The sequence below is a fragment of the Mesorhizobium sp. BR1-1-6 genome (assembly GCF_020165355.1).
Taxonomy (GTDB): Bacteria; Pseudomonadota; Alphaproteobacteria; order Rhizobiales; family Rhizobiaceae; genus Mesorhizobium.
The window spans coordinates 279,189-304,753 of record NZ_JAIUHZ010000005.1; the positions used below are offsets into that span (position 1 = coordinate 279,189).

25 protein-coding genes, 1 tRNA gene and 1 riboswitch are annotated in these 25,565 nt (G+C 63.8%); of the genes, 7 read left to right on the plus strand and 19 right to left on the minus strand.

Annotation, left to right across the window (positions count from 1 at the left end):
• Nucleotides 1-147: 147 nt before the first annotated feature.
• From LB545_RS13330 to LB545_RS13350, 5 genes are read right to left on the minus strand one after another with little or no spacing between them, the layout of a single operon-like run.
• Nucleotides 148-1,551, minus strand: coding sequence for an FAD-binding oxidoreductase (locus LB545_RS13330; protein ID WP_140521129.1), 1,404 nt, complete (start codon nucleotides 1,549-1,551; stop codon nucleotides 148-150).
• Entirely contained in the window at nucleotides 1,551-2,852 is a 1,302-nt protein-coding gene (locus tag LB545_RS13335; protein WP_140521130.1) for a cytosine deaminase, read from the minus strand. Before LB545_RS13335 ends, LB545_RS13330 begins: the two co-directional genes overlap by 1 nt.
• 4 nt (nucleotides 2,853-2,856) lie before the next feature.
• Nucleotides 2,857-3,705 carry an ABC transporter permease gene (locus tag LB545_RS13340; RefSeq protein ID WP_140495613.1) on the minus strand — a complete coding sequence of 283 codons (849 nt, stop codon included), beginning with the start codon at nucleotides 3,703-3,705 and terminating at the stop codon, nucleotides 2,857-2,859.
• Nucleotides 3,692-4,522: an ABC transporter ATP-binding protein gene (locus LB545_RS13345; RefSeq protein WP_140495612.1), complete on the minus strand. Its 831-nt coding sequence runs from the start codon at nucleotides 4,520-4,522 to the stop codon at nucleotides 3,692-3,694. Before LB545_RS13345 ends, LB545_RS13340 begins: the two co-directional genes overlap by 14 nt.
• Nucleotides 4,523-4,533: 11 nt before the next feature.
• Nucleotides 4,534-5,538, minus strand: coding sequence for an ABC transporter substrate-binding protein (locus tag LB545_RS13350; RefSeq protein ID WP_140521131.1), 1,005 nt, complete (start codon nucleotides 5,536-5,538; stop codon nucleotides 4,534-4,536).
• A gap of 269 nt (nucleotides 5,539-5,807) precedes the next feature.
• Between LB545_RS13350 and LB545_RS13355 the strand changes: the two genes are divergently transcribed.
• Nucleotides 5,808-6,191: a RidA family protein gene (locus tag LB545_RS13355; protein ID WP_140521132.1), complete on the plus strand. Its 384-nt coding sequence runs from the start codon at nucleotides 5,808-5,810 to the stop codon at nucleotides 6,189-6,191.
• Between the two features lie 54 nt (nucleotides 6,192-6,245).
• Nucleotides 6,246-7,049, plus strand: coding sequence for a creatininase family protein (locus LB545_RS13360; RefSeq protein WP_140495609.1), 804 nt, complete (start codon nucleotides 6,246-6,248; stop codon nucleotides 7,047-7,049).
• A gap of 3 nt (nucleotides 7,050-7,052) precedes the next feature.
• Here LB545_RS13360 and LB545_RS13365 read toward each other — a convergent pair whose 3' ends face one another.
• Complete coding sequence (locus tag LB545_RS13365) at nucleotides 7,053-7,562, minus strand: tyrosine phosphatase family protein (RefSeq protein ID WP_140495608.1); 510 nt, start codon at nucleotides 7,560-7,562, stop codon at nucleotides 7,053-7,055.
• Complete coding sequence (gene cobD, locus LB545_RS13370) at nucleotides 7,559-8,605, minus strand: threonine-phosphate decarboxylase CobD (RefSeq protein ID WP_140521133.1); 1,047 nt, start codon at nucleotides 8,603-8,605, stop codon at nucleotides 7,559-7,561. The genes LB545_RS13365 and cobD overlap by 4 nt, the downstream gene beginning before the upstream one ends.
• Here cobD and cbiB point away from each other — a divergent pair.
• The gene (cbiB, locus tag LB545_RS13375; RefSeq protein ID WP_140521134.1) at nucleotides 8,604-9,572 is read left to right on the plus strand and encodes an adenosylcobinamide-phosphate synthase CbiB; all 969 of its coding nucleotides are present in this window, start codon (nucleotides 8,604-8,606) and stop codon (nucleotides 9,570-9,572) included. The genes cobD and cbiB overlap by 2 nt on opposite strands.
• Before the next feature lie 331 nt (nucleotides 9,573-9,903).
• Here the strand turns inward: cbiB and cobO are convergent, their stop codons facing one another.
• The 4 genes from cobO to LB545_RS13395 are packed head-to-tail and all read right to left on the minus strand — an operon-like array spanning nucleotide 9,904 to nucleotide 12,020.
• A complete protein-coding gene (gene cobO, locus LB545_RS13380) occupies nucleotides 9,904-10,518 on the minus strand; it encodes a cob(I)yrinic acid a,c-diamide adenosyltransferase (RefSeq protein ID WP_224705210.1) in 615 nt (204 codons plus the stop codon).
• A 1-nt stretch (nucleotide 10,519) separates the two neighbouring features.
• A complete protein-coding gene (gene cobU, locus LB545_RS13385; protein ID WP_224705211.1) occupies nucleotides 10,520-11,035 on the minus strand; it encodes a bifunctional adenosylcobinamide kinase/adenosylcobinamide-phosphate guanylyltransferase in 516 nt (171 codons plus the stop codon).
• A complete protein-coding gene (locus tag LB545_RS13390; protein ID WP_224705214.1) occupies nucleotides 11,028-11,825 on the minus strand; it encodes a CbtA family protein in 798 nt (265 codons plus the stop codon). The genes cobU and LB545_RS13390 overlap by 8 nt, the downstream gene beginning before the upstream one ends.
• A gap of 15 nt (nucleotides 11,826-11,840) precedes the next feature.
• The gene (locus LB545_RS13395; protein ID WP_140579843.1) at nucleotides 11,841-12,020 is read right to left on the minus strand and encodes a CbtB domain-containing protein; all 180 of its coding nucleotides are present in this window, start codon (nucleotides 12,018-12,020) and stop codon (nucleotides 11,841-11,843) included.
• 35 nt (nucleotides 12,021-12,055) lie between these two features.
• Nucleotides 12,056-12,252: riboswitch (cobalamin riboswitch) on the minus strand.
• A gap of 140 nt (nucleotides 12,253-12,392) precedes the next feature.
• Here LB545_RS13395 and LB545_RS13400 point away from each other — a divergent pair.
• Nucleotides 12,393-13,562, plus strand: a complete 1,170-nt coding sequence (locus LB545_RS13400; RefSeq protein ID WP_140579844.1) for an aromatic ring-hydroxylating oxygenase subunit alpha — start codon at nucleotides 12,393-12,395, stop codon at nucleotides 13,560-13,562.
• A gap of 3 nt (nucleotides 13,563-13,565) precedes the next feature.
• On the opposite strand, the gene LB545_RS13405 is transcribed toward LB545_RS13400, so the two are convergent.
• Nucleotides 13,566-14,765 carry an MFS transporter gene (locus tag LB545_RS13405; protein WP_140495600.1) on the minus strand — a complete coding sequence of 400 codons (1,200 nt, stop codon included), beginning with the start codon at nucleotides 14,763-14,765 and terminating at the stop codon, nucleotides 13,566-13,568.
• A gap of 231 nt (nucleotides 14,766-14,996) precedes the next feature.
• On the opposite strand from LB545_RS13405, the gene LB545_RS13410 reads away from it, so the two are divergent.
• The gene (locus tag LB545_RS13410) at nucleotides 14,997-16,001 is read left to right on the plus strand and encodes a DUF1624 domain-containing protein (protein WP_140664603.1); all 1,005 of its coding nucleotides are present in this window, start codon (nucleotides 14,997-14,999) and stop codon (nucleotides 15,999-16,001) included.
• A complete protein-coding gene (locus LB545_RS13415) occupies nucleotides 15,998-16,474 on the plus strand; it encodes a methyltransferase family protein (protein WP_140664606.1) in 477 nt (158 codons plus the stop codon). The genes LB545_RS13410 and LB545_RS13415 overlap by 4 nt, the downstream gene beginning before the upstream one ends.
• Nucleotides 16,475-16,646: 172 nt before the next feature.
• Here LB545_RS13415 and LB545_RS13420 read toward each other — a convergent pair whose 3' ends face one another.
• The 3 genes from LB545_RS13420 to LB545_RS13430 form a co-directional block, all read right to left on the minus strand.
• The gene (locus tag LB545_RS13420; protein ID WP_006203215.1) at nucleotides 16,647-17,033 is read right to left on the minus strand and encodes a MerR family transcriptional regulator; all 387 of its coding nucleotides are present in this window, start codon (nucleotides 17,031-17,033) and stop codon (nucleotides 16,647-16,649) included.
• A 125-nt stretch (nucleotides 17,034-17,158) separates the two neighbouring features.
• Complete coding sequence (gene mgtE / locus LB545_RS13425) at nucleotides 17,159-18,577, minus strand: magnesium transporter (RefSeq protein WP_140495597.1); 1,419 nt, start codon at nucleotides 18,575-18,577, stop codon at nucleotides 17,159-17,161.
• A 195-nt stretch (nucleotides 18,578-18,772) separates the two neighbouring features.
• Nucleotides 18,773-18,857, minus strand: a tRNA-Leu gene (locus tag LB545_RS13430).
• Between the two features lie 180 nt (nucleotides 18,858-19,037).
• Between LB545_RS13430 and lipB the strand changes: the two genes are divergently transcribed.
• Entirely contained in the window at nucleotides 19,038-19,781 is a 744-nt protein-coding gene (gene lipB / locus LB545_RS13435; protein ID WP_140670243.1) for a lipoyl(octanoyl) transferase LipB, read from the plus strand.
• A 16-nt stretch (nucleotides 19,782-19,797) separates the two neighbouring features.
• Here the strand turns inward: lipB and LB545_RS13440 are convergent, their stop codons facing one another.
• The 4 genes from LB545_RS13440 to proS all read right to left on the minus strand — a co-directional run bounded on the left by LB545_RS13440 (nucleotide 19,798) and on the right by proS (nucleotide 25,067).
• A complete protein-coding gene (locus LB545_RS13440) occupies nucleotides 19,798-20,838 on the minus strand; it encodes a site-2 protease family protein (protein WP_224705216.1) in 1,041 nt (346 codons plus the stop codon).
• A 937-nt stretch (nucleotides 20,839-21,775) separates the two neighbouring features.
• Complete coding sequence (locus tag LB545_RS13445) at nucleotides 21,776-22,456, minus strand: ABC transporter ATP-binding protein (RefSeq protein WP_140495870.1); 681 nt, start codon at nucleotides 22,454-22,456, stop codon at nucleotides 21,776-21,778.
• On the minus strand, nucleotides 22,456-23,742 hold the full coding sequence (locus LB545_RS13450; protein WP_140495594.1) for a lipoprotein-releasing ABC transporter permease subunit: 1,287 nt from the start codon (nucleotides 23,740-23,742) through the stop codon (nucleotides 22,456-22,458). Before LB545_RS13450 ends, LB545_RS13445 begins: the two co-directional genes overlap by 1 nt.
• Nucleotides 23,739-25,067 (minus strand): proline--tRNA ligase, encoded by a 1,329-nt coding sequence (gene proS / locus LB545_RS13455; RefSeq protein WP_140495593.1) that lies wholly within the window; start codon nucleotides 25,065-25,067, stop codon nucleotides 23,739-23,741. Before proS ends, LB545_RS13450 begins: the two co-directional genes overlap by 4 nt.
• Nucleotides 25,068-25,565: the final 498 nt, after the last annotated feature.

The following is a 25,565-nucleotide window of genomic DNA, read 5'->3' on the forward strand; positions in this document are numbered from 1 at the left end:
GATCTCCCCCCTTGAGGGGGGTGAGGAGTGGTCCGCGCAGCGGACGGGAAGCCAATTTCTTGGCTTTCCGAGCGACGAACGCCCGAAGCGACAGCGAAGGGCCCGGGCCGGAAGGCCAGAGGGGGGTGTTCAAGCGCGAACCTCTCCTCATCCCGTCCTCTGCAGCCCCTTGAACAGAAAAGTTCGTCCCGAACGGTAATCATAATCCGGGTTTTCCCAGGCGATCATCTTGCCGGGATTGAGCAGTCCTTGCGGATCGGTCTGGCGCTTGAAGGCGAGTTGCACCGCATCGGTCTGCTTCATGCCGCCCTCTTCCAGCGTGTAACGATGCGGGTTGAAGATCGGGCAGCCATTCTCCTCATGCAAGCGGATGATCTCGTCGAGCCGCGCCTCGGTGGTGAACTTGACCAGCGGCAGGCCGAAGCAGGTGATGTTGCCATCCAGCCGCACGAACTCCAGATGCGAGAACACTTCGCCCGGAAACATCGCGTCCATCTTCTCGACCAGCGCCAGCTGGTTGGGAAAGGGATAGAGCGACTGCAGATAGGTGATGTCGGGGTCGATTCGCAGCGCCCTGAGCGTCGTGTGATTCCAGGCCAGCTCATAGGCCGGCGGCAGGCCCTTTTTCTCCTCTGGCGTCGCCGTCGCGGCATTGAAGACCACCTCGCCTCCAGCCCGCCGCGTGAAAGCGAGAAAGGCGTCCAGCCCATGCCGCGCCACCATGACGACGCAGATGCTCTGCCCATCCTTCAGGAATTTCTGGTGCCGTTTGAAATAGAGCTGCGGCACCGGTGCCGCGATCGGCGTGATCAGCTTGGTCAGGATGCCGTCCTGGCAGGCCAGCGCGTTGGCGTAGCGCGCCGCATTCATGAAGGCGTCGAAGCCGACAATGATGTCGATCCACTCATAGGCCGCGGTCAGCGGCATTTCGACTTCCATGATGATGCCGTTGGTGCCGTAGGCGTGGGTCACCTTGTGCAGATCCTCGCCGGTGAGTTCGAGCGCCCTCGGCTCGGCCTCCATGGTTACCACGCGCAGGCGCAGCACATTGCCGAAATCACGCAAGCCGCCGAAATTGATCGAACCGACGCCGCCCGAACCGCCGGCGATGAAGCCGCCGATCGAGGCGGTGTTGTAGGTCGAGGGTGAGAGCCGCAGTTCCTGCCCTGAATGCGCCCGCGTTGCCTTGTCGATGTCGGCCAGCACCGCGCCCGGCCCGGTCACCACACGCCCCGGCGCGATCGACTTGATCTCGTTCATCTCGGCGAGATTGAGCACGACGCCGCCCGAGAGCGGCATCGCCTGGCCGTAATTGCCTGTGCCGCTGCCGCGCGGCGTCACTGGCACGCCATGCCGGTGGCAGGCGGCGAGCACGCGGATCAGCTCGGCCTCGTTCTTGGGCGTCACGACAAGATCGCCGGTGACGTGATCGAGCTGCTGCTTCAGCACCGGGCTGTACCAGTAGAAATCGCGGCTTTTCTGCTGGACGATGGCCGGATTGTCGTCGAGTTTTATCCCGTCGAGATCGCGTTTCAGCGCGGCGATATCCATCAGTCCACCATCAGCTCGTCGAGTTCGGCATAGTCGGGCAATTGCCGGTCGATTGCGCGCCCGGCGCGCACGACGATGCGATCCGATTCGGGCCGCGACAGCAATTCCGTCCAGCTGCGGCCCTTGAAGACAATGAAATCGGCATCCCCGCCGGCGGCAAGCGTGCCGAAACCATCGAGCCGCATCACATCAGCCGGCGTTGCCGTGACGGCCTGCGGCCAATCGGCGACCGGATGATCGAAATGCAGGATGCGCGTCGCCATGCGGTAGACCTCCAGCATGTCGAGATCGCCATAGGCATAGAACGGATCGCGGGTATTGTCGGAAGCGACCGCGATCGGAATGCCCCTCGCCTTCATCTCGTGCAGCAGCGTCACCCCACGCCAGCGCGGCGTGGTTTGATCGCGCCGCCGGTCCTGCAGATAGAGATTGCACATCGGCAGCGAGACGATCGCCAGCCCGGCTTTCGCCACCTTGTCCAGCGTGTCCAGCACCTCGAGGTCCGGCTGGCGCGCCAGCGAACAGCAGTGGCCGACGAGGATCTTGCCCTCGAAGCCGCTCCACAGCGACGCCTCGGCGATCTTCTTCAGCGAGATCGCCGCGACGTCGTCGGTCTCGTCGGCATGGAAATCGAGATCGAGGCCATGCTTGACGGCTTGGGAGAAGACATGGTCGAGCAGTTCTTCCAGATCCGGCACCATGTAGGTGACGACGCCAAGCACGCCCTTGGCGGCGGCCACCCTTTTGGCCAGCCTGTCGAACCAATTCTTGTCGCGCACGCCCTCGACGCCAATCAGGCAGGCGCCCTGCAACTCGATGCGGCCGCGCCACCTCTCGCGCATCGTCTCGAACACCGGCCAGGAGATTTCCTCCTGCGGCGGGACACTGTCCAGATGCGTGCGCAGTGCTTTGGTGCCATGCGCGTAGGCGCAGCGCAGCGAGAAATCCATGCGCCGCGCCACGTCCTCGGCACTCCAGCGGTCAGTGCGGTCGGCACCTGTGGCATTCAGCGCCCCGATGAAAGTGCCGTCAGGATTGGGTTTTCGCGGCCAGATATGGCCCTTGTCGATATGGGTGTGGCAATCGATGAAGCACGGCAGCAGAATCCGCCCGCCGAGGTGGATCTCATCGGCAGGTGCGTTCGATCTGCCAGGAACAGCAATGCTGGAAATCTTGCCGTCGCCCACCGCGATGTCGGCAAGTGCGAAACCGTCGCCGTCGAAGGGCGCGGCAAGGCCAGGCGTGACGGACCGATGAACGCGTGCGTTGGCGAGCCGGTATGAACCTGTGTTCGGAATCAAGGCGCTACCGCTCCTGCTTCAGCGCGCTCTCGTGCCAGCGCCGTAAGATGAGATGCGAAATCAGCGACAGCACGAGGAAGATCAGGATGCCGGTCAGCGAGATCAGGAACAGCGCCGCGAACAGCCTGGGCGCGTTCAGCCGGTAGCCGGCCTCGATGATGCGCGAGGCGAGGCCCGAAGACTGGCCGGTGGCGCCGGCGACGAACTCGGCCACCACCGCGCCGATCAGCGACAGGCCGCCGGCGATCTTCAGCCCGCCGAGAAAATACGGCATCGCCGCCGGCAGCCTGAGATAGCGCAATTGCTGCCAGCGCGTTGCGCCGTTGAGCTTGAACAGGTCGCGCAGATTGCGGTCGACCGAGTTCAGGCCGAGGGTGGTGTTGGAGAGGATCGGAAAGAAGGCGACAATCCAGGCGCAGAGCAGAAGCTTGGTCGTCTGGTTGTCGACATAGATGTTGATCAGCGGGAAGATGGCCACGATCGGCGTCACCTGCAGCACGATGGCGAAGGGAAAGAACGACATCTCCACCCATTTCGACTGCGCGAACAGCACCGCCAGCCCGACGCCGCCGATGACGGCAAGGAGCAGACTGAGGAAGGTGATGCGCAAGGTGACCAGCAGTGCGGAGAACAGCAGGCCGGCGTCGTTGTAGAGCGTTGCCAGCACCACACCGGGACGCGGCAGGATGTATTGCGGAATTTCATTCCACACGCAGATACGGTCCCACAGCCAGATCGCCAGGATCATGATCGCCAGCGGCAGAACCCAGCGGCCGATCCGCTCGAGCCGCTCCTGGCGCGCGCGGCGTGCTTCCTCGGGGTCGAGTTTCAATGCACCGTCAATGGCCGTCATGATGCGAGCCTGCAATTGAGTTGATGGCCTTGACCAGCACGTCGGACGTCTGCCGGCACAGCGCCGCATAATCGGGTGAGGTGCGAAAGGCCTCGTCGCGCGGATAGGCCGCATCAATGGCAAGCTCGTCGAAGATCCTGCCTGGCCGCGCCGCCATCACGACAACCCTGTTGGACAAAAACACGCTTTCGAAGACGCTATGCGTGACGAAGACGACGGTGAAGCGCTCGTCCTGCCACAACTCCAGCAGATCGTTGTTGAGCTTGAAGCGAGTGATTTCGTCGAGGGCCGCGAACGGCTCATCCATCAAAAGCACGCGCGGCTTGGTCACCAGGGCCCGTGCGATCGAGACGCGCATCTTCATGCCGCCCGACAATTCGCGCGGCACGGCGTTCTCGAAGCCGGTGAGATGAACCCTTGCCAGCATCTCGGTCACCACCGGTGCCGCCTTGGCGCGGCTGACGCCCTTCAGCCTGAGCGGCAGCCAGACATTGTCGAAGACGCTGGCCCAGGGCAGCAATGTCGGCTCCTGGAACACGAAGCCGATGTTCGAGCGGTCGAGCGAACCGCCCGCACGCCAGTCGAGCATGCCGGAGGTCGGCGTTGACAGGCCGGCGATCAGCCGCAGCGCCGTCGACTTGCCGCAGCCGGACGGCCCGAGCAGGCTGAGGAAATCCCCTTCCCGGATCGTCAGGTCGACGTCGGCGAGCGCCGTCACGCCATTGGAAAAGACCTTGCCGACGCCCCGCAGCGCCAACAATGCCGGAGCCGTGTCGGACCCGTTCGCCGGCGCCTGCGCTACCTGTTCCCGCATCATGCTGGGACGGCCTATTTCTTCAGCTCGAGCCCGACGCCCTTGTTGACGAAGGCCAGCGTGTAGGCTTTCGTGATGTCGATGCCGGCGGGCGTGACCTTGGCCTTGACCATCTTGTCGTAAAAACTCTTGATCCGCGCCTCGTTCATGGCGCCGATGCCGAGCTTCTCGGTGTCGCCGGAATCGGCCAGGCCGAACTTCTTCATCTGCTCGATCGAGAAAGCGATCTGCTCATCCGTCATGTCAGGATTGTCTTTCTTGATCATGTCGTTGGCGGCCTTGTTGTCGCCGTAGAGATATTTGTACCAGCCCTTGGCCGAGCCATCGACGAAGCACTGGACCACCTCCGGCTTCTTGTCGATCGTGTCCTGCATCACCTCGATCGTCGTCGAATAGGTGTCCCAGCCATAGTCGGCGAGCAGGAACTGGTTGGGCACGAAGCCGCCTTCCTTTTTGACCGCGAACGGCTCGGAGGTGACATAGCCTTGCTGGATCGACTTGTTGTTGGCGAGGAAGGGAGCAGTGTTGTAGGTGTAGGGCACGCGCTTGGCCGCGTCGAAGCCGAGTTCGATGATCATCCACTGGAAGAAGGTCTGCGCGCCCTCGTCACCCAGAATGTACTGCTCGGCGTTCTTCAGGTCCTCCCATTTGTCCAGCCCCTCGCCGGGATGGGACATGATGACCTGCGGATCCTTCTGGAAATCGGCCGCCACCACGCGCATCGGAATGCCTTGCTGGACGGCGTCGAAGGCCGACAGCAGGTTGCCGCCCATGTAGAAATCGATCTTGCCGGCCAGGAGCATCGGCCGGCCGCTGACCTGCGGGCCGCCCTGCATGATGGTGACGTCGAGGCCGCAGGCGGCATAGGTGCCGTCGGCCACGGCCTGGTAGTAGCCGCCATGTTCCGGCTCGGCCAGCCAGTTGGTGCCGAAGGTGACTTTTTCATTTGCCGCGGCACCAAGCGTGCTCGCCGCAAGCACGGCCACCGCCGCTACCGACATCTTCAGTTTTCCGTACATCGACACCACCACCCTTTGTTTGCTCCGGCGCGCCACGCGCCAGGCTCGACACCAGAGATTCAAGAAGCAAGACACATGCCACCGGCGTCTCGCGCCGGGACCCGCCCGCCTGCACCACAGCCATCTGCGAACGCCGGAAAGGTCGTGCTGCACCGGAGGCATCGTGCCTATTTTTTAAACGCCTGTCCACAATCGCACCGGCGACATGCACCGCCATCTTGAAGCTGTGATGAATCCAGTCTTAGGCTGGCGGTATCCAGGAGATTGCCATGTTCAAGTTCCTCACCCCGAAGTCGATCAAGCCGCCTTTTGCCCGCTACAGTCACGGCGTCGAAGTGCCCCCGGGCAAGCGGCTGGTGTTGTGTTCAGGCCAGGTCGCGATCACGGCGGACGACCAGATCCCCGAAGACGCCGGCGCCCAGGCCGAGCTTTGCTTCAAGAACATCGCCGCGATCCTCGGCGAGGCGGGGCTGGGGCTCGGCGATATCGTTCGCATCAACGCCTATGCCACCGACCGCGCGCATCTGAGACCCTATATGGATGTTCGCGACCGGCTTTTTTCGAACCCCGCGCCGGCCTCGACCCTGATGATCGTCAGCGGATTTGCCCGGCCTGAATTCAAGGTCGAGGTCGAGGCCATCGCGGCCGGGTGATCGACACGCCGTGTATCTCGCGCTAGGTCTCACCGTTCATCGAAGAGGCATGACATGACCGTAGCAAAAAGACGTGTGTGGTGGGGTGACTATCGGACCACCGAATATGCCTCGATCGATCCCGAAGCGACGATCGCCGTGCTGCCGGTGGCGGCGATCGAGCAGCATGGACCGCATCTGCCTGTCTCGACCGACACCTCGATCATGAACGGCATGCTCGACACGGTGATCGCCCGCCTGCCCGACGATCTCGACATCCGCATCCTTCCGGTCCAGGCGGTGGGCAAATCGAACGAGCATCTTCACGCGCCGGGCACGCTTACTTTGCCGGCAACGACGCTGGCGGACGCCTGGACCGAGCTTGGCGTGTCGATTGCGCGGGCAGGCGTGCGCAAGCTGGTCGTCGTCAACTCGCATGGCGGCAACGAGGAGATCATGGGCATCGTCACGCGCGAATTGCGGGTGCGCGAAAAGATGCTGGCGGTGAAGACCAGTTGGCAACGCTTCGGCCGCCCGGCCGGCATGTACACCGAACTCGAGGACCGCCACGGCATCCATGGCGGCGACGTCGAGACCTCGCTGATGCTGCATTTCCGGCCGGATCTCGTCGACATGGCCAGGGCCGACAATTTCGTGTCCAATGTCGCCAAGGCCGAGAAGGAATTCGCGCTGCTGCGGCACACCGGCACCCACGCCTTCGCCTGGATCGCCAGCGATCTCAACCCGAACGGCGTGGTCGGCGACGCCAGCATTGCCACGGCTGAAAAAGGTCGGCTGACAGCGGAACATCAGGCTGATGGTTTCGTCAGCCTGCTTAGGGACGTACGCAAGGCGAAGCTCGCCGATTGGCTGAAGTAGCCTCTAGCCGTCGATCCTCAGTTCGAACGGGTTGCCTTCAAAGGCATCGGCGCCGCGCCCGATCGCTTCGATTGCCGCGATCATGCGGCCGCCTCGACCAAGCAGCGCGTCGGCCACCGCGATCAGCCGCGGATTGGGCGTCGCCGAAGGCGACAACCTCCGCAACGTCCGGGCCAGCTCGGCCTCGTCGCGTTTCGGCGCCAGCGCGGCAGCGATGATATAGGCGGAGGCTGTCGAGCGGCTGATGCCGGCATAACAGTGAACGACCATCGGCCTTGCGCGGTCCCAGCGGCGCGCGAAATCGAGCAGATTGCGCACATGCTCCTCGCCCGGCATGGTCATGCCATCCTGCGCCGCCGCGATGTCGTGCATGACCAGGTGCAGATGGTTTTCCCTCATGATCGAGGCCGGGCGGAGCACATCGGTGCCGGCGGCCAACAGCGACAGCAGCCGCTCGGCGCCGGTCCTCGCCACCGTTTCCTCGACCTTTGCCAGCGAGCAGACATGGATCATGGTTTGATACCTTCCGCTCGATCCTCGCGCCGGGCCGCCCATTCGGCAAGGGCGGATTCAAGCCGCAGCCACTCCTCCCCGTTCCCCGGCAGGCCGGCCCGCAGGACATGCGGGCGGTCGGTGAAATGGCGAAGCAGGATGCCGCGTTCCCCAAGCACAGAAAACAAGCCGGCGGCATCCGACAGCCTGAGATAGCGGAACAATGTGGTGCCGCCCGCGGCAGGCACGCCGAAACGACCGAACAGCCCGTCGAGCCGAGCCGATACCTCCGCCAGCGACGCGCGCATCGCGTCCTGCCAGCCGATATCGGCAAGTGCGCGAATGCCATATTCCAGCGCCGGGCCGGCGACGGCCCAAGGTCCGAATTGCGTTTCCAGCCGTTGGGCCGTCGGCGCATCGGCAAGCGCGAATCCAAGCCGCAGGCCGGCCAGCCCAAAAAACTTGCCGAAAGAACGCAGCACGACGATGCCGCCCTGGCCGACATCGCCGGCAAGGCTGTGTTCGCGCGGGCCGACATCCATGAACGCCTCGTCGACGACCAGCAGCCCGCCCTTGGCGCGCAAACCGGCGGCCAGCGCCAGCAGCCGGTCGCGCTCGACGATGCGCCCATCCGGGTTGTTCGGGTTGACCACGACGGCAAGGTCGGCATTCGCCAGATCAGCGAAATCGCTGACTTCGGTCACCTCGTGCCCCGCGATCGCCGCCGCGCGGGCATGTTCGGCATAGGTCGGCCCTAGAACGAGCGCCCTGCCCGGCGCGACCAGCGATGCCACGCGCGGCAGCAGGATCTGCGTACCGGGCGCAGCGACGACATTGGCTGGCGAGGGCGCACCATAGCTACTGGCTGCGATCGCCGTCAGCTCACGCGCCCGCCCCGCTTCCGGCAATCGCGACAGCGAGGTGGCGGGCAGCTCGAAAAGCGGGTAGGAGTGCGGATTGATTCCGGTCGAGAGGTCGACGAAAGGCTGGGGGGCGTTGGGGAAAAGCGCCCTTGCCCGGCCGAGACTTCCACCATGGTCCACCGCTCCTTCAAGAAGCTTCATGTCAGTCCTGATCGCTTTCCTGTCATTGGCCATCGAATCCGCGCTGGGCTACCCCGACTGGCTGTTTCGCGCCATCGGCCATCCCGTGACGTGGTTTGGCTGGCTGATATCCTTTCTCGATCGCAGGCTCAACCGCGCCACTGATCCCGACGCACTGCGTCGCCAACGTGGTGTCCAGGCGCTTCTGGTCATCGTGCTGGTGCCGGCGCTAATTGGCCTGTGCGTGCAGATCCTGCTCTGGTTCATTCCCCTGGGACTGTTCATCACCGCCCTTCTGGCAACATCGTTCCTGTCGCAGCGGAGCCTTTATGAGCATGTCGAGGCCGTCGCCGATGCGCTCGACTCGGGCGGCCTCGACATGGGCCGCGCCGCCGTCTCGCGCATCGTCGGCCGCGATCCCGAAACCCTCGACAGGGCCGGCGTCTGCCGCGCGGCGATCGAGAGCCTGGCCGAGAATTTTTCCGACGGCATCGTTGCCCCCGCCTTCTGGACGGGCGTCGGCGGCCTCGCCGGCGGCGCCGCCTACAAGGCCGCCAACACCGCCGATTCGATGATCGGCCATCGCACGCCGCGCCACGAAGCATTCGGCAGGGCAGCCGCACGCTTCGACGATTGGATCAACCTGCCGGCGTCGCGGCTGACGGCGTTGCTCATCACGTTGGCGGCTTTCCTGGTGAAAGGCGCCGACGCGAAAGCCGCATGGCAGGCGGTGCGGCGCGACGCGAAAAAGCACCGCTCGCCCAATGCCGGCTGGCCGGAGGCGGCGATGGCGGGCGGGCTCGGCCTGGCCCTCGCCGGGCCGCGCAGCTATGGCGGCGTAACGGTCGACGACGCGTTCATGGGCGAAGGCGGCCGGCGCGAAGCCGACAGCATCGACATAAGGCGGGCGCTGAAACTTTATCGTGTCGCCGACTGCCTGTTGATCGCGCTGTTCGGCGTGGTTTCGGCGATCGTCATTCTGGCATGATCTCACCCCCCGTGAGTTCTCTCCCGAAGGGGAGGAAGGGAGCCGGGCTGCAACAGGTTCGCGCCTTTCCTCTCCCCCGTCGATCGGGGGAGAGGTGGCTCGGCGAAGCCGAGACGGAGTGGGGGTCGACGAGCTCGGCAGTCGCGGTTCTCGCACCCGCCGGGTTGCGCCTGCCTGTCTGCGGACCGCGCGTTCGATCACCGCCTTCCCCCAATCCGTCGCTGCTTCGCAGCGCCACCTTTCCTCCCTCCGGAGGGAAAGGAAGTGAGCCCTGCTGGAAGCGTTTGGCGACCCGACTTGAATGCTCATCCACAAAAGGGGACAACAGCTCTCAAAACTCCACCCCCTGCTGCGCCTTCACGCCGGCCGCGAAATGGTGCTTGGCCAGCCCCATCTCGGTGACCAGATCGGCCGCTTCGACCAGAGCCGGCTTGGCATTGCGGCCGGTGACGACGACATGCAGATCCTCACGGCGGGCCTTCAGCGCGGCAACGACCTTGTCGAGGTCGAGATAATCGTAGCGCAGCGCGATGTTGAGTTCGTCGAGCACGACCAGGCTGATCGATGCATCGGCGATCAACTCCAGCGCCTTTCCCCACGCAGCTTCGGCGGCGGCGATATCGCGCTTCAGATCCTGCGTCTCCCAGGTAAAGCCCTCGCCCATCGCATGCCAGACGACGCGGTCGCCGAAAGCAGCAAAAGCATCCTTCTCCCCGGTGTGCCATTTGCCCTTGATGAATTGGACGACGCCGACACGCTTGCCATGGCCCAGCATGCGCAGCGCCAAACCGAAGGCGGCCGTCGTCTTGCCCTTGCCAGGACCGGTGTTGACGATCAGCAACCCCTTCTCGACCGTCTTGCTTGCCACCTCGGCATCCTGCACTGCCTTGCGCTTGGCCATCTTGGCGCGGTGGCGTTCCGCATCCCTGTCTTCGATACCGGTCATCTCATTTCACCTTGAGGGGCAGCCCCGCCACCATCAACAGGACATTATCGGCAATCGCCGCGACCTGCTGGTTGAGCCGGCCAGCCGCGTCGCGGAACCGGCGCGCCAGCGCGTTGTCCGGCACGATGCCCAAGCCGACTTCATTGGACACCACGAAGCATGGTCCTCGCGGCCGCGACAGCACCTCCGCCAACCGGCGGCATTCGAGCTCGAGGTCATGTTCGGCAAGCATGTGATTGGTCAGCCACAGCGTCAGGCAGTCGACCAGCACCGGTTGGTTGGCCGGCAAGGCTTCCAGCGCTCCGACAAGGTCAAGCGATGCGTCGATGGTCGTCCAGCCTTTACCGCGCCGCGACCGGTGCAATGCGATACGCTCCCTCATCTCGTCATCATAGGCTTGCGCCGTGGCGATATAGGCCCAGGGCGGTGGCAGGGCCATCGTCAGCGTCTCGGCGTGCGCGCTCTTGCCGGAGCGCGCGCCGCCAATGATGAAAGTCAGCTTGCCGCGATCAGGCAAAGCTGTCGCGCAGGCTGCTCGCCGTGCCGGTGAAGCGCCCGCGCACCACGCCGACGGCGACGCCGAGCACCAACCAGAACACCAGGTTGGTCACTGTCACCGCCACCACGAACTGATGGTGCAGTCCTTCCGGGATCAGAGTCTCGAAACTGTCGGGCTGCGGCGCGCCAACAATATGCGGCGCGATGATCAGCAAGACGGCAAGGACCGCAAGCGGCAGCGACTTGCGGAAGGCGATCAGGCCGATGCCGGCCGCGGTCGCCGCCACGGTGGCCCACCACCAGATCTGGCGTGCCGTCAGGTCGGCCGCCGGCATCGCCGGCAGTTCCGGCGGCAGGCCAAGGCCGGGTGCCAGCGTGAATACGGCAAAGCCGGCCAGGCCCCAGAACGCGCCCTGGCGCCAATTGCCGATGCCGCCCGCGAATTCCGAAACCGCGACCAGAACCAGCGCGAAGCCGATGCCGGTGACGATGTTGGCAAGCACGCTGAAGGCGAAGCGCTCGAAGCCGTCGGCCGGCGCCCAGCCTTCCTCTTCAGCCGGAACAGCTTCAGCGGCTGCCGGCGCGGCGGAGCTCATGGCATTGCCCGCCGGGGCGGCAGAGTTCATGGCGTTGTTGTCGGTCGGGGCCGGTGCGGTATGGTCGTGGTGGTGGCCGCCGCCGGCCTGTTCGTAGACTTCCGCCTTCAGGATCAACGGCACGGTGGCATAGGCCTGCATGCAGGCGAGAACGACACCTGCCACGAGCCCTGCGATCGCCGCGATGAACACGACGTTGCGAAACAGGTTCATGATGTCAAATCCCTATCAGTGGCAGGGAAACGCCATCGAGTGGCGATAGTCGTGGGCGGCATTGTGGACCGCATCGATATGCGAGAACCCGACAAAGCCGACAACGAAAAGGCCGAGCAGCGCCGCGAGCGCAAGCTGCATGAGGCGCGATTGCGAGGAGACGGAGGCGCCGAGAGAGACGGAAGCGGTATTCATGCCTTGTCCTTTCACCCTCCACCCGAGGGCATCGAAGTCAGTTTCCTGTCGCCGGCAGGTCTCCTGGCTCGCGGATCAGCGCCCTTCCCCACCTTCCCGAAGAAAATCTTCAGTGGCATATGGAGAGGACTACCGCACACAGTTGCGGGGGCAGCGACGGCTTTGGGCGACAGGTCAGCCCGCACCGCATTCCCTCTTGGTTCCAAACGGAACCGACGACAGACTGGACTATAGGCAGAATCGGCGCTCGCGGCAAACCAAATTCCGCCAGCAACCATCGCGAATACGCCGTGCTGTCCTGGAACCGCCGATGCCCCAATTGACAATCTTGCCGGCCAGGTGTCGGCTTGCGCGCATCACAGGAAGCCAGCCATGCAGCCCAGCTCGAGCAACCCCGCATCCCACAATGGTTTGACCCGGGCGGAAGCGACGTTGCCGTCGGCGGCCTATTGGGATGCAGGCGCCTATCAACAGGATCTCGACGCCATCTGGTATCGGAGCTGGCTGCTCGTCTGCCGCGAGGCCGAGCTGGCCCACCCCCTGGATTTCCGCACCTTCCGCGTCGGCACACAGGAGATCGTCTTGCTGCGCGACGAAACCGGCGAGTTGCGCGCTTTCCACAACACTTGCCGGCATCGCGGCTCGCAGCTCTGCCAGGTGAGCGAGGGCCGACTGAAGGCGCGACTGATCACCTGCCCTTACCACGCCTGGTCCTATTCGCTTCGCGGCGACCTCGTGCGCGTGCCGTCGAAATCGCTGCCGGACGGCTTCGACAAGGCCGATCATCCGCTTTATGGCGTCGCACTTTCGGTGTGGCGCGGCTTCGTGTTCATCAACCTGCAAAAGGATGCGGCCGGCTCGGCGCAGGCCTCCTTCGACCCCGCCTCCGGCAATCTTGGCAGTTGGCCGCTGGAGGCGCTGGTCACCGGCCATGCGCTGCGCAAGGTGATGAACTGCAATTGGAAGGTCTTTTGGGAGAACTTCAACGAGTGCCTTCATTGTCCTGGCGTCCACAAGGACCTGTCGCGGCTGGTGCCGATCTATGGCCGCGGCCTGATGAGCCGCCACGACGATCCCGAATGGACCCTCCACGCTGACAACGACGCGCCGGAGTTTTCCGGCGGGCTGCGCGCCGGGGCCGAAACATGGTCGCGCGATGGGCGGACGCACGGGCCGGTCTTCGCCGGCCTGACACCGGCTGAGCACGCCGCCGGCCAGACCTACGTCACCAGCCTGCCCTCGATGTTCATCGTCGGTCATGTCGACTATGTCAGAACCGTGCGGCTGGCGCCGCTCGGACCAGAGCAGACCGAATTGACCGCCGAATGGCTGTTCGCGCCCGAGGCGCTCGCCGCGACCGATATCGACAACATCGTCGGATTCGGCACCCAGGTGCTGGAGGAGGATGCCGCGATCTGCGAGGTCAACCAGAAAGGGCTGCGCTCCATGCGCCATAAGGCCGGCGTGCTGATGCCGGAGGAGTACGACCTCCACCGCTTCCACGATTGGGTACGCGAACGACATGCTGCGCTTGCGCCGTAAGCTTCACAGCGACTTCGGCAGATACCGCCAGGTGACATAACCGCAGACCGCCGCAAGCAGGCCGAGCGTGACGAAAACCGAGCCCAGTCCGAAAAAGGCCAGCACCACCGAGTAGACCAGCGGCGGCGTCAGTTCGGAAAAGTCGAGATAAGTGCGGTAGACCGCAGCCATCTGCGCCCGCTCATAAGAGCGGACCGAGCGCATGAAGGCGGTCGAGCCCAGCGCGTCGAGCGCGATGGTGAAGAAGGCGCCGCACAGCAGGAAGGCGCCGGTGACGAGCGGCGCGCTTTCGCCGACGGCACCCGCCGCCAGCAGCACCACCGACATGGCGAAATAGGCAAAAGTCATGGTCCTGCGGCCGCCGAAGCGCTTGCCGGCCTTGCCCCAGAAAATCGCCATGAACAAAAGCGCGTTGCCTGCCGAAACCAGAATGCCGCCGGCAAGTTCGCCCTCACCGGTGATGACCATGAACAGCGGGCCATAGACGAAAAATGTCGTCCAGAAGCAGGAGCGGCCGAAGGCGATCAGCCAGGCCAGCCTCAGCCTCGGCTGCGCGACGAAGCGGCCGATATTGGCTAGCGGGTTGACCGGGCGCGTCTTGCCCGGCCGGATCGAGGGATTGTCGCCGAGCCGGTAGGTCCAGAACAACGCCAGCAGGGCCAAGGCGAATACGGCGACCGCGCCATGCGCGGCATAGATGCCGAAGCGTGTGTAGAGAAAGATGCCGAGCGTCGGCCCACCCGTCCAGGCAAACATCGACCACGCCATGCGCAGCGATTCGGCCTGCATGAAATCGGTCTTGCGGATGTGGTCCATGATGTAGAGGTTGAGCGTGATCGACAGCGCGCTGGCGCCCATGACACGGCACAGCATGCCGGCCAATTGCCCGGCGAGCGTATGCGTGACGAAGAACAGCGAGCCGATCGCCAGCAGGCAGGCGCCCGCCGTGTAGACCCAGCGCCGCGCGAAACGCTGGATCAGCATCGGCATGAACAAGGTCACGGACAGGCCGAGCATCGCCACTATGGTGTAGAGGATCGAGACGATCTGCTCGTTGTGGAGGATCTCGTAGGCCTGGATCGGGATGACGCTCGACACCGTGGCGCGAGCGAAGGATTCGACCGCGTAGAGCGAGGCGAAGGTGCGGGCATCCGCGGCCTTGAGGGCCGGTAGCCAGATCGGATGGCGCACATGCGTGGACATTGCTTCCCCAAAGCAGAATCACCAGCCAAATCTGCGGCCATCATTTCGCGACCGGTAACAGGAAACCGACGTGCCCCGGTTAAAACGAAGCCGGTCAAAGGCTTTCCGGTGCTGGCCTAAAGGGGTGCCTGATGCAGCGCCGGCTGATCGTCCGTATCGAAGCTCACGGCCTTCTTTTGTCCGGCGTAACCGTGATAGTCCTCGTGCGGGGCTGAATCAGATCGCGAGACCATGAGCATCCAGACGCCGACCATGCCCGCCGCGGAGTTGCCGAAGACCAAGCGCATCGTCGCCGTCGACATGCTGCGCGGCATCGCGCTGATCGCCATGGCGAGCTACCATTTCACCTGGGACCTGGAATTCTTCGGCTACACCGATCCCGGCCTGACCGCCTTCGGCTGGTGGAAGTTCTATGCTCGCTGCATCGCCTCGACCTTCCTGTTCCTGGTCGGCGTCAGCCTGTATCTCGCCCATGGCAAAGAGATCCGCTGGAACGGCTTCTGGAGACGCTTCGCCATGGTCGCCGGAGCGGCGATCGCCATTTCGGTCGCCACCCGTATCGCCACGCCGGACGGGTGGATCTTCTTCGGCATCCTGCACCAGATCGCGCTGGCGAGCCTGCTCGGGCTGGCATTCCTGCGCCTGCCGGCGCTGCTCACACTGCCGATCGCCGCGGCGGTCATCGCCATTCCCTTCTATTTTCGGCTGGAATCGTTCGATCACCCCTGGCTGTGGTGGGTCGGCCTTTCCGCGGTCAACCCACACTCCAACGACTATGTCCCGCTGTTCCCGTGGTTCGGTGCGGTGCTTGTGGGCCTCGGAGCGACCAAGCTTGCCTCCGGCTTCGGCGCCGTGGCGCGCCTGGCAGATGTGGCACCCGGGCGCTGGTCCAACCCGCTGGGCTTCATCGGCCGGCACAGCCTGGCCTTCTACCTGATTCACCAGCCGCTGCTGATCGGCAGTGTCTGGTTGTTCTCGCAAGTAATGCCGGCCAAGGTCGAAACCCCGCAGGTGAACTTTCTCAAGACCTGCCAGATCTCGTGCGAGCAGCAGCGCGACAGCAAGTTCTGTTCGAGCTATTGTGGGTGCATGCTGGACACGCTGGAGGGCGAGGCAACGCTTGATCGGCTCTACAAGAACGACCAGACCGCCGAATGGAGAGCGCATCTGGCGGATCTCGCCGGCACCTGCACGGCCCAGACCGACAGCAAGATGACGGAGGAAGGTGTCGAATGACCGAGACCCCGCCCAAACCTGGGCTGATACCGTGGCCGCCGCTGATCTACATCGCCGCCATCGCCATCAGTATCGCGCTCGGCCTGCTCTTTCCCCTGCCCTGGATCGGCGACCTCCTGGGCGACCTCCTCTACGCGGCCGGCTGGGTGGCGCTGTTCGGCGTCGCCGCACTCTGGTTCACCGCCATCCGCACCATGACGCGGGCCAAGACCACGCTCAACCCCAACGCCGTCCCGGACCATCTCGTCACCACGGGTCCTTTCGGCGTCACCCGCAATCCGATGTACCTCGCCAACACGCTGCTGTTGATTGGCGTCGCCTTCATCTCCGGGATCGTCTGGTTCCTGCCGCTCGCCTTCGTCGCCGCCTTCGTCACGCAGAAGGTCGCGGTGGAAAAGGAAGAAAAGATGCTGTCGGCAAAGTTCGGCAAAAAATACCGCGACTATGCCAAAAGAGTGCGGCGCTGGATTTGATCCGCGCCATGGTTTCCGCCGTGAATCGCACTTCGGCCATTAGCCGAAACGTCCATTCCGTCGTCATCCTGGGCGAAGCAAGGAGCGCAGCGACGCAGCGCAGACCCTAGGATGAAGTTCGGAGGGCTCGGCTAATCTCGAATGTTTGCCATGGCCGCTCAAACGCGGTCCGCTACGTATTAACCCCGAGCTCCACCAGCCGCTCGACGCAGGATTCCTCGGCCTGGTCGAGTTCGGCCAATGTCTCCTCGAGGTCGCGGCGCTTTTGCCTCAGATCCTCGCGCTTTTCCTCGATGCGCTTGATCATCAGCTTGAGCTGGCCGACCTCGCCGGGCGGTTCCTTGTACATCTGGATGATTTCGCGGATCTCGTTGATCGAGAAGCCGAGCCGTTTTCCGCGCATGATCTGCCGGATCAAGTGTCGGTCGGATGGACGAAACAGCCGCGTGCGGCCCCGCCGCACCGGCTGCACCAGTCCCTCGTCCTCGTAGAACCGCAGCGTCCGCGTCGAGACGTCGAATTCGCGCGTCAGCTCGGTGATCGAATAATATTCCCGCATTCTCGCCCCATAGCCGGAGATTGGCGACTGCTGCTCTCCGTCCGCGGCAGACCTGCCGGAATCGGCCGCAGTCTGCCTGTCGCCGAGCCTCGCACGGCATTTACGTAAAAGTCAATTGAGCCGGATCAATGGACGCCGAACCACCACGTGGCAAGGCCCAGAAAAGCGAAGAAACCAACGACGTCGGTGACCGTGGTGACAAAGACCGCCGAAGCGACCGCGGGATCGACCTTGAAGCGGTCGAGCAGCAGCGGGATCAGGATGCCGGCAAGGGCCGCAACGAACATGTTGATGATCATGGCCGCGGCGATGATGCCGCCCAGATTGGCATCGCGGAACCAGACGGCGGCTACGATGCCGATCAATATGGCGAAAACGATGCCGTTGATGAAGCCCACGCCTATCTCGCGGCGAATGATGCGGCCGGCATTGTAGATGTCGAGATCCCTTGTCGCCAGCGCCCGCACGGTGACGGTCATGGTCTGCGAACCGGCATTGCCGCCCATCCCGGCCACGATCGGCATCAGCACGGCGAGCGCCACAATGCGCTCGATCGTGTGGTCGAACAGGCCGATCACCGATGCCGCAAGGAAGGCGGTCAGGAGATTGACAAGCAGCCATGGCACACGCGAACGCGAGGTCGAAAAGATGCTGTCGGAAAGCTCTTCGTCGCCGACGCCGCCCATGCGCAGGAGATCTTCCTCGGCTTCCTGCTGGATGACGTCGACGACGTCGTCGATGGTCAGCACGCCGACCAGCCGCTCGTTCTCGTCGACGACGGCGGCGGACAGAAGGTCATATTGCTCGAACTCCCGCGCGGCCTCTTCCTGGTCCATCGTGGCCGGAATGGCGTGCCGCGTCTCATGCATGACCTCCTCGACCTTGACCGAGCGCTTGGTGCGCAGGATCTGGTCGAGGTCTATGGCGCCAAGCAGCTTGAAGCTCGGGTCGATGACGAAGATCTGGCTGAAGCGGTCGGGAAGGTTCTTGTCCTCGCGCATGTAGTCGATGGTCTGGCCGACCGTCCAGAACGGCGGCACCGCGACGAACTCCGTCTGCATGCGCCGCCCGGCGGTCTCCTCGGGGTAGTCGAGCGAGCGACGTAGCCTGATGCGCTCGGTAAACGGCAGCTGCGACAGGATCTCGTCCTGGTCCTCCGGTTCGAGATCCTCGAGGATGTAGACCGCGTCGTCGGAATCGAGTTCCTGCACCGCCTGGGCAATCTGCGCGTTGGGCAGATTGTCGACGATGTCCATGCGGATCGCCTCGTCGACCTCGGTCAGCGCGGAAAAATCGAAGTCGGCCCCCAAAAGCTCGACAAGGGCGCGCCGCTGGTCGGGATGCAGCGCCTCGATCAGGTCGCCCATTTCCGACTGGTGCAGGTCGTCGACCTCACGCTTGAGCGTGAGCGTATCGCGGTCGGCGATCGCCGCGCCGATCTGGGCGAGAAAGGACGAAAGGACAGCGCCGTCCTCACCGTAGATGTCGGCGCGGTGTTCGTCAGCGACCCCAGCGCCGGTCGTCCGTTCGTCCTGGCCTTCCACCAGCGCCTCCCGCCATTGCAATCCTGGAAAAGGTGCATCTCAGGTCTAGAACATCGGACCCGAAAGTGGAAACCGGTTTCGGGAAAATCCGACGCTCAAAAAGAAACTGGCGTAACGCGCGGGAATATCAAACGAAATGCGCGGTGTCCGTAGGGCTGGAGGTGCCGCTACAAATCAGATTCTGGGGAGAGAGAATGGTGCGGTCGAGAAGACTCGAACTTCCACGGGTTGCCCCACAGCGACCTCAACGCTGCGCGTCTACCAATTCCGCCACGACCGCACGTGGTAGGAGCCGGAACCGACCGGCTCGCGGCGTGTAGCAAATCGTTTCCGGCGAAACAAGTGCGCCCCGAGCATTTAATCGCTGGGAATTGCCATAACGGATCAAAGCGCCAAAATGCACCGCGAACTGGACGTTTCGGCCCGATATCGCCATATGGAGTACAACAAGAGACATCCCATGCCAGAACGCAGCCAGATCGCCACGTCGTTCCTGCCTTTGCCCGGTTCGGCGCCCGTCGAATGGGCGATCGAGCCCGGCCTCACCGCCTACCCCGAGGCGCTTGCCTTCATGGAGGCGCGCGCCGAAGCGATCCGCAGCGGGGCCGCCGGCGAGATGGTCTGGCTGGTCGAGCATCCGCCGCTCTATACCGCCGGCACGAGTGCGCGCAGCGAGGACCTGATCGACGCCAACCGGTTCCCGGTGTTTTCGGCCGGCCGCGGCGGCGAATACACCTATCATGGGCCGGGCCAGCGCGTCGCCTACGTCATGCTCGACCTGAAACGCCGCCGGGAGGATGTGCGCGCCTTCGTCGCCGCCCTCGAACAATGGATCATCGGCACGCTCGCCGCCTTCAACGTCAATGGCGAGCGCCGTGAGGATCGCGTCGGCGTCTGGGTGGTGCGGCCCGATCGCCCTGCCCTGCCGGACGGCTCTGCCGCGGAGGACAAGATCGCGGCAATAGGTATTCGGCTCAGGCGCTGGGTGAGTTTTCACGGCATCGCCATCAATGTCGAGCCGGACCTCGGCCATTTCAGTGGTATCGTGCCGTGCGGCGTGCAGGACCACGGCGTCACCAGCCTCGTCGATCTCGGGCTGCCGGTGACGATGGCCGATCTCGATCTGGCGCTGAAATCAGCGTTCGAGGATATCTTCGGCCCGGCTACGGCCTTGCCCTTGGAAACAGCCCGCGAGGCCGGCTGAACGCTTCCCGGACAGCTCAGATCAGCCGTGCCGACGCCCAGAGCACTCCATAACCGTGGATGACGAACACCGCCAGCAGCGCGCCGGCGATGACGAAACGGTCGGCCGTGCGGATCGGCTTCAGTTCGTGGCGCGGCCTCACCCCGCTGCCCGCTGTCAGAAGGCTGAGGATTGCAAAGACCGCGCCGGCCGCGAGCAGAAAGCCGATGGAAAAGCCGGCCCGCCAGCCAAGCGCCAGGAACGCCGAGAGCAGGAAGAAGGAGGCCAGCGCCAGCGCGACCGGCCCCGGGCAGATCTGGCGCAGCACCTGGCCGCCATCGAATTTCCACACCGGCACCAGATTGGCGATGTTGAACAGGGCAGCACAGCCCGCCAGTGTCGCCAGCAATGTCGCGGCAAGCCAGTGCCCTTCCGCGCTTGCAAACGTGCTGCCCATCATCGCCAACGGCACCAGGAAAGCAGAGAACCCGGCGCCCATCAGCGCCACGAACGCAACTTCGAAACGGCTGTCATAGGGCCGGCCGCCAATGGCGAGGCCGCCGAGCAGCGGGATGAAGATCATGCGCGCCCTGCGATGGCCCATCAGGCGGAATGCCGCCATGTGGCCGAGCTCGTGCAGGGCGACAACGGAAGTCAGGATCGCGGCCAGAGCAAGCCCGCCGCGGTGAAGCCCGAAGAACGGCCACAGGATGAATGCCGAGAGAGCGGCGAAGCCGAGCTGGCTCAGCGGATGTTCGAACCAGCCGCCCTTGCGATACCGCCCTGTCCTGGCCCAGCCATCCAGCTTGGCGAGTTCGCGGCGCATGGCGAAATAGCGGAACGCCAGGAAGGCCACGCCGCGGTAACGGTCGGTCTGGGTGAGCGTAACCCGGGTGGCCTCGCCAATCGAGACCAACTGCGCGGTTTCCCAATAATGCGCCCAGAAAGACGGATCGAGCGCCGTGTCCTCGATGACGCGCATCGAAAAGCACCTGCCATGCACGACATTCTCGAGCAGGGCCTTGCGTTCGATCGGCAGGCCGTCCCGGCCCTCCCAGGACATTCTGGTGCGGACCACTCCTCGCCCAGCATCTCTGCCGAGAGGATTTCGCCGGACCAGCCGGCATTGCTCCCGAGCGGCCACAGCGCCTGCCACAGACGCTGCCGGTCGGCCGCGACCGTGCGGCTGAGCCTGATTGTGCGCAAACCAAGCGGCACGCTCATCAGGAGAAAAATCAGCCCTAGATTGCTGGCCACGAGGAAGGCGGCGACGATGGGCGACACGCGGCGCTCCTGCTTTCAGGAGCGACACCCTAGCGCCATGGGCGGCAAGAAAGGCTTAACGGCAAAGCGGACTTTCGTCCGCCGGAACAGCGACTGCAGAGACGGTCACCTCACATGGCTCCGATCCAGATCGCCATGGAAATGAGGAAGGTGCTCATGCAAACCAGCGAGATGACATCCTGAACCAGATCGGTCATAACTCTCTCCTGTTGTTGATATGTTCGCAATTTGTTCTAATTTTGTTTCAAAGTCAACGAGCGGCATCCGTCCGCAGCCGGAATTTTCGAGCGATCAAACCGGCAGGGTTAAGAAAAGGTTGACGGCGCGGGACCTATCAACAGGTCAGGAAGATGTCGGCGACGCTATCGTCAGTTAGCGTATGGGATGAGCGCCTGCTGCCCTCAATCTCAGTCGAGACAATAGTGGGTAAGCTACGACTGCCGAGTGATGACGTGAGGCAACACCAAGGCGCCAATCAAGCTGATCGCTGGCGAAAGCGCATGAGGCAAGGCCGCCGGTGGCGCCTCTCGCGCAACTTTGTAACCCTGGCTGCTCATCCTGGTGATGACCGCGATCTCTTCCGCCCTGATCGCACTGAAGGCTCACTGGCGGTTCTGATCCAGAGGACTCCCGGAGGGATCAGTATCCCCGAAGGCAAACTAAACCCGCGGAAATCTCGCTGGACGTTGTTAAGGTTGAACCCAATCTCGCAGCGGACATCGAGGTACCCCTTAGAGCGGCACCACCTTGCCCTCGGCCAGGGTGACGCGCCGGTCCATGCGCGCTGCCAGCTGGTGATTGTGGGTGGCGATCAGCGCCGCGAGGCCGGATTGCCGCACCAATGCCTCCAGCGCCTCGAACACATAGGAGGCAGTGACCGGGTCGAGATTCCCGGTGGGCTCGTCCGCCAGCAGCACCAGCGGCGCATTGGCGACCGCGCGTGCGATTGCCACGCGCTGTTGCTCGCCGCCCGACAGTTCGGACGGCCGGTGCGATGCGCGCTTGCCGATCTGCATGTAGTCGAGCAGCTGCGCCGCGCGCTCGGCCGCCTCCTTGCGCGGCAGCCCTTTGATGAGCTGCGGCATCATGATGTTTTCCAGCGCCGAAAACTCCGGCAGCAGATGGTGGAACTGGTAGACGAAGCCGACATCGTTGCGGCGGATCGAGGTGCGCTCGTCATCGGATAGCCGGCCGCAGGCCCGGCCGGAGAGAATCACGTCGCCGGCGTCGGGCCGTTCCAAGAGCCCTGCCGTATGCAGCAGCGTCGATTTGCCGGTGCCGGACGGCGCCACCAGCGCCACCATCTCGCCGCGCTTCAGCGAGAAGTCCGCACCGTTCAGAATGGTGAGCTTGCGCGGCCCCTGGACATAGTGCCGCTCGACGCTCTTCAACTCGATAATGGCCTGCGCCATCATTCGTACCTCAGCGCTTCGACCGGATCGAGGCGGGCCGCCCGCCATGCCGGAAACAACGTCGCCAGGAAGGACAGGCCGAGCGCCATGATGACGACATAGGTCGTCTCGCGCGGATCCATCTTCGCCGGCAACTGGCTGAGGAAATAGAGCTCCGGATTGAACAGCACCTTGCCCGTCATCCAGGAAAAGAACTCGCGGATCGATTCGATGTTGAGGCAGATGACCACGCCGAGCAGCACGCCGGCGATGGTGCCGGTGACGCCGATCGCCGCGCCCGTCATCAGGAAGATGCGCAGGATGGCGCCGCGCGAGGCGCCCATGGTGCGCAGGATGGCGATGTCGTGCCCCTTGTCTTTCACCAGCATGACCAGCCCGGAGATGATGTTGAGCGCCGCCACCAGAACGATCAGGGTCAGGATCATGAACATGACGTTGCGCTCCACCTGCAGGGCGGAAAAGAAGGTCTCGTTGCGCTGCCGCCAGTCGACGAGGTCGATGGGTCGCTGCGCCGCCTCTTCCACCTTCGGTTTCAGCGCGTCGACATCATCGGGATTGTCGACATAGATCTCGATCGTCTGGGCTCGCCCATCCATGTTGAAATAGAGCTGCGCCTCGGAAAAGGGCATGTAGACGATGGAGGCGTCATATTCCGACATGCCGACTTCGAAGATCGCCGCGATCTTGTAGCCTTTCATGCGCGGCGTCGTGCCGAGCGGCGTCACGTCGCCGTCCGGCGAGATCAGCGTGATCGTGTCGCCGAGCGCCAGGCCGAGATTCTCCGCCATGCGCTTGCCGATGGCGACGCCCTCGCCCGTGTCGAAATCGGCGATCGAGCCCTGCTTGATGTTGTTGGCGACGATGGCAATCTTGCCCAGGTCCTCGCCCCTGATGCCGCGCACCAGCGCGCCGGAGCCGCCGCCGACATTACCTTGCGCCAGCACCTGGCCGTCGATCAGCGGAATGGCGTATTTCACGCCGGCCACGCCGTTGATGCGGCCGGCGACCTGCGCATAGTCCTCAAGCGGCGAATCCAGCGGCTGCACGATCAGATGGCCGTTTACGCCGAGGATGCGGGTGAGCAGCTCGGCCCTGAACCCGTTCATGACGGCCATCACCACGATCAGCGTCGCCACTCCCAGCATGATGCCGAGGAAGGAGATCGAGGCGATGACCGAGATCACCGTCTCCTTGCGTCGCGAGCGCAGATAGCGCCACGCCACCGTGCGTTCGAAGATGGAAAACGGTCCGGCGCCTGCCGGTCTCGCTGCCGCCGCCTCGCTCATGCGGCGGCACCGAAGCGTTTTTTCGCATCGGCGATCGGCAGCGTCACGCGCTCGCCGGTCTTGCGGTTCTTGATCTCGACCTCGCCGGCGGCCACGCCGCGCGGTCCGACGATCACCTGCCAGGGCAGGCCGATCAGGTCGGCGGTGGCGAACTTGCCGCCCGGCCGCTGGTCGGTGTCGTCATAGAGCACATCCTTGCCGGCGGCAGTGAAAGCTGCGTTGAGTTCATCGCAGACACGGTCGCAATCGGCATCGCCGGCTTTCATGTTGATCAGGCCGATGTCGAACGGCGCCACCGCTTCCGGCCAGATGATGCCGTTCTCGTCATGGCTGGCTTCGATGATCGCCGCAACCAGCCGCGACGGGCCGATGCCGTAGGAACCGCCGGAAGCGAAATGATCCTTGCCGTCGGGCCCGGTCACCTTGGCGCCCATCGGCTTGGAGTATTTCTCGCCGAAATGGAAGATATGGCCGACTTCGATGCCGCGCGCCGAAACCTTGTCGCTGTCGGGAACCTCAGCCCAGGCCGCTTCGTCATGCATTTCGTCGGTCGCGGCGTAAGGCGTCGTCCAGGTCTTGACGATGCCTGATATCTCGGCGTCGTTGGAGAAATCGGTGTTGGCTCCGGGCACGCCGAGCGACAGATAATCGCGATGGCAGAACACCTGGCTCTCGCCGGTGTCGGCCAGGATGATGAATTCATGGCTGAGATCGCCGCCGATCGGACCGGTGTCGGCCCGCATCGGGATCGCCTGTAGGCCCATGCGGGTGAAGGTCCGGAGATAGGACACGAACATCCTGTTGTAGGCGGCTCTCGCGCCTTCGAAGTCGAGATCGAAGGAGTAGGCATCCTTCATCAGGAATTCCCGGCTCCGCATGACGCCGAAGCGCGGCCGCACCTCGTCGCGGAACTTCCACTGGATGTGGTAGAGGTTGAGCGGCAAGTCCTTGTAGGACTTTACATAGGCGCGGAAGATCTCGGTGACCATTTCCTCGTTGGTCGGGCCGTAAAGCATGTCGCGGTCCTGGCGGTCCTTGATGCGCAACATCTCCTTGCCGTAGTCGTTATAGCGGCCGCTTTCGCGCCAAAGGTCGGCCGACTGGATGGTCGGCATCAGGATTTCCAGCGCGCCGGCGCGGTTCTGTTCCTCGCGGATGATCTGGCAGACCTTGTCCAGGACCCGTTTGCCCAGCGGCAGCCAGGAAAAACTGCCCTGCCCCTGCTGGCGGATCATGCCGGCGCGCAGCATCAGCCGATGCGAGACGATCTCCGCCTCGCGCGGATTCTCTTTGAGGATGGGCAGGAAATAGCGCGACAAACGCATGGACTGGTCCGTGAATGAGGAGGCCGCGCCAGAATCGGTGCGACGCAGGCTTGCTTGCCCCGGCTTCATAGCCATTTCATGGCGCAATGGGAACCCGGACGCATCGACCCGGAAATCGGAAATTCAGCTTACGAACGGCGTGGCGCGCGGAATGAAAACGTTTTGAGCACCCCTCGCGCGCGCCGCGAATGCTGGACGATCGAAGGAGCCACGGTTGCATAAAACGCCCGGCTGGTGGTTTCCCAAGCAAAGCCTGCCGTACTATTGTGCAGTGCAGCACGAGAATGCCCGTTTCAAGGCAAAATTCTTCGTGACATTTTCATTTCCGTTGGGCTAATGTGCCCCGATAACCGAGAGAGCAGAGAAAAATCTGTTCTCCTACGCGGTCAAAGTCTTGGGAGGATGCGATCTAGGCGCGGTTACTCGCTGCCGCCGGAAACCGGAAACAGATCGGACGCGTTTAAATTGCAAGGCCTTGTGCCTTGCATTTTTTTTGTG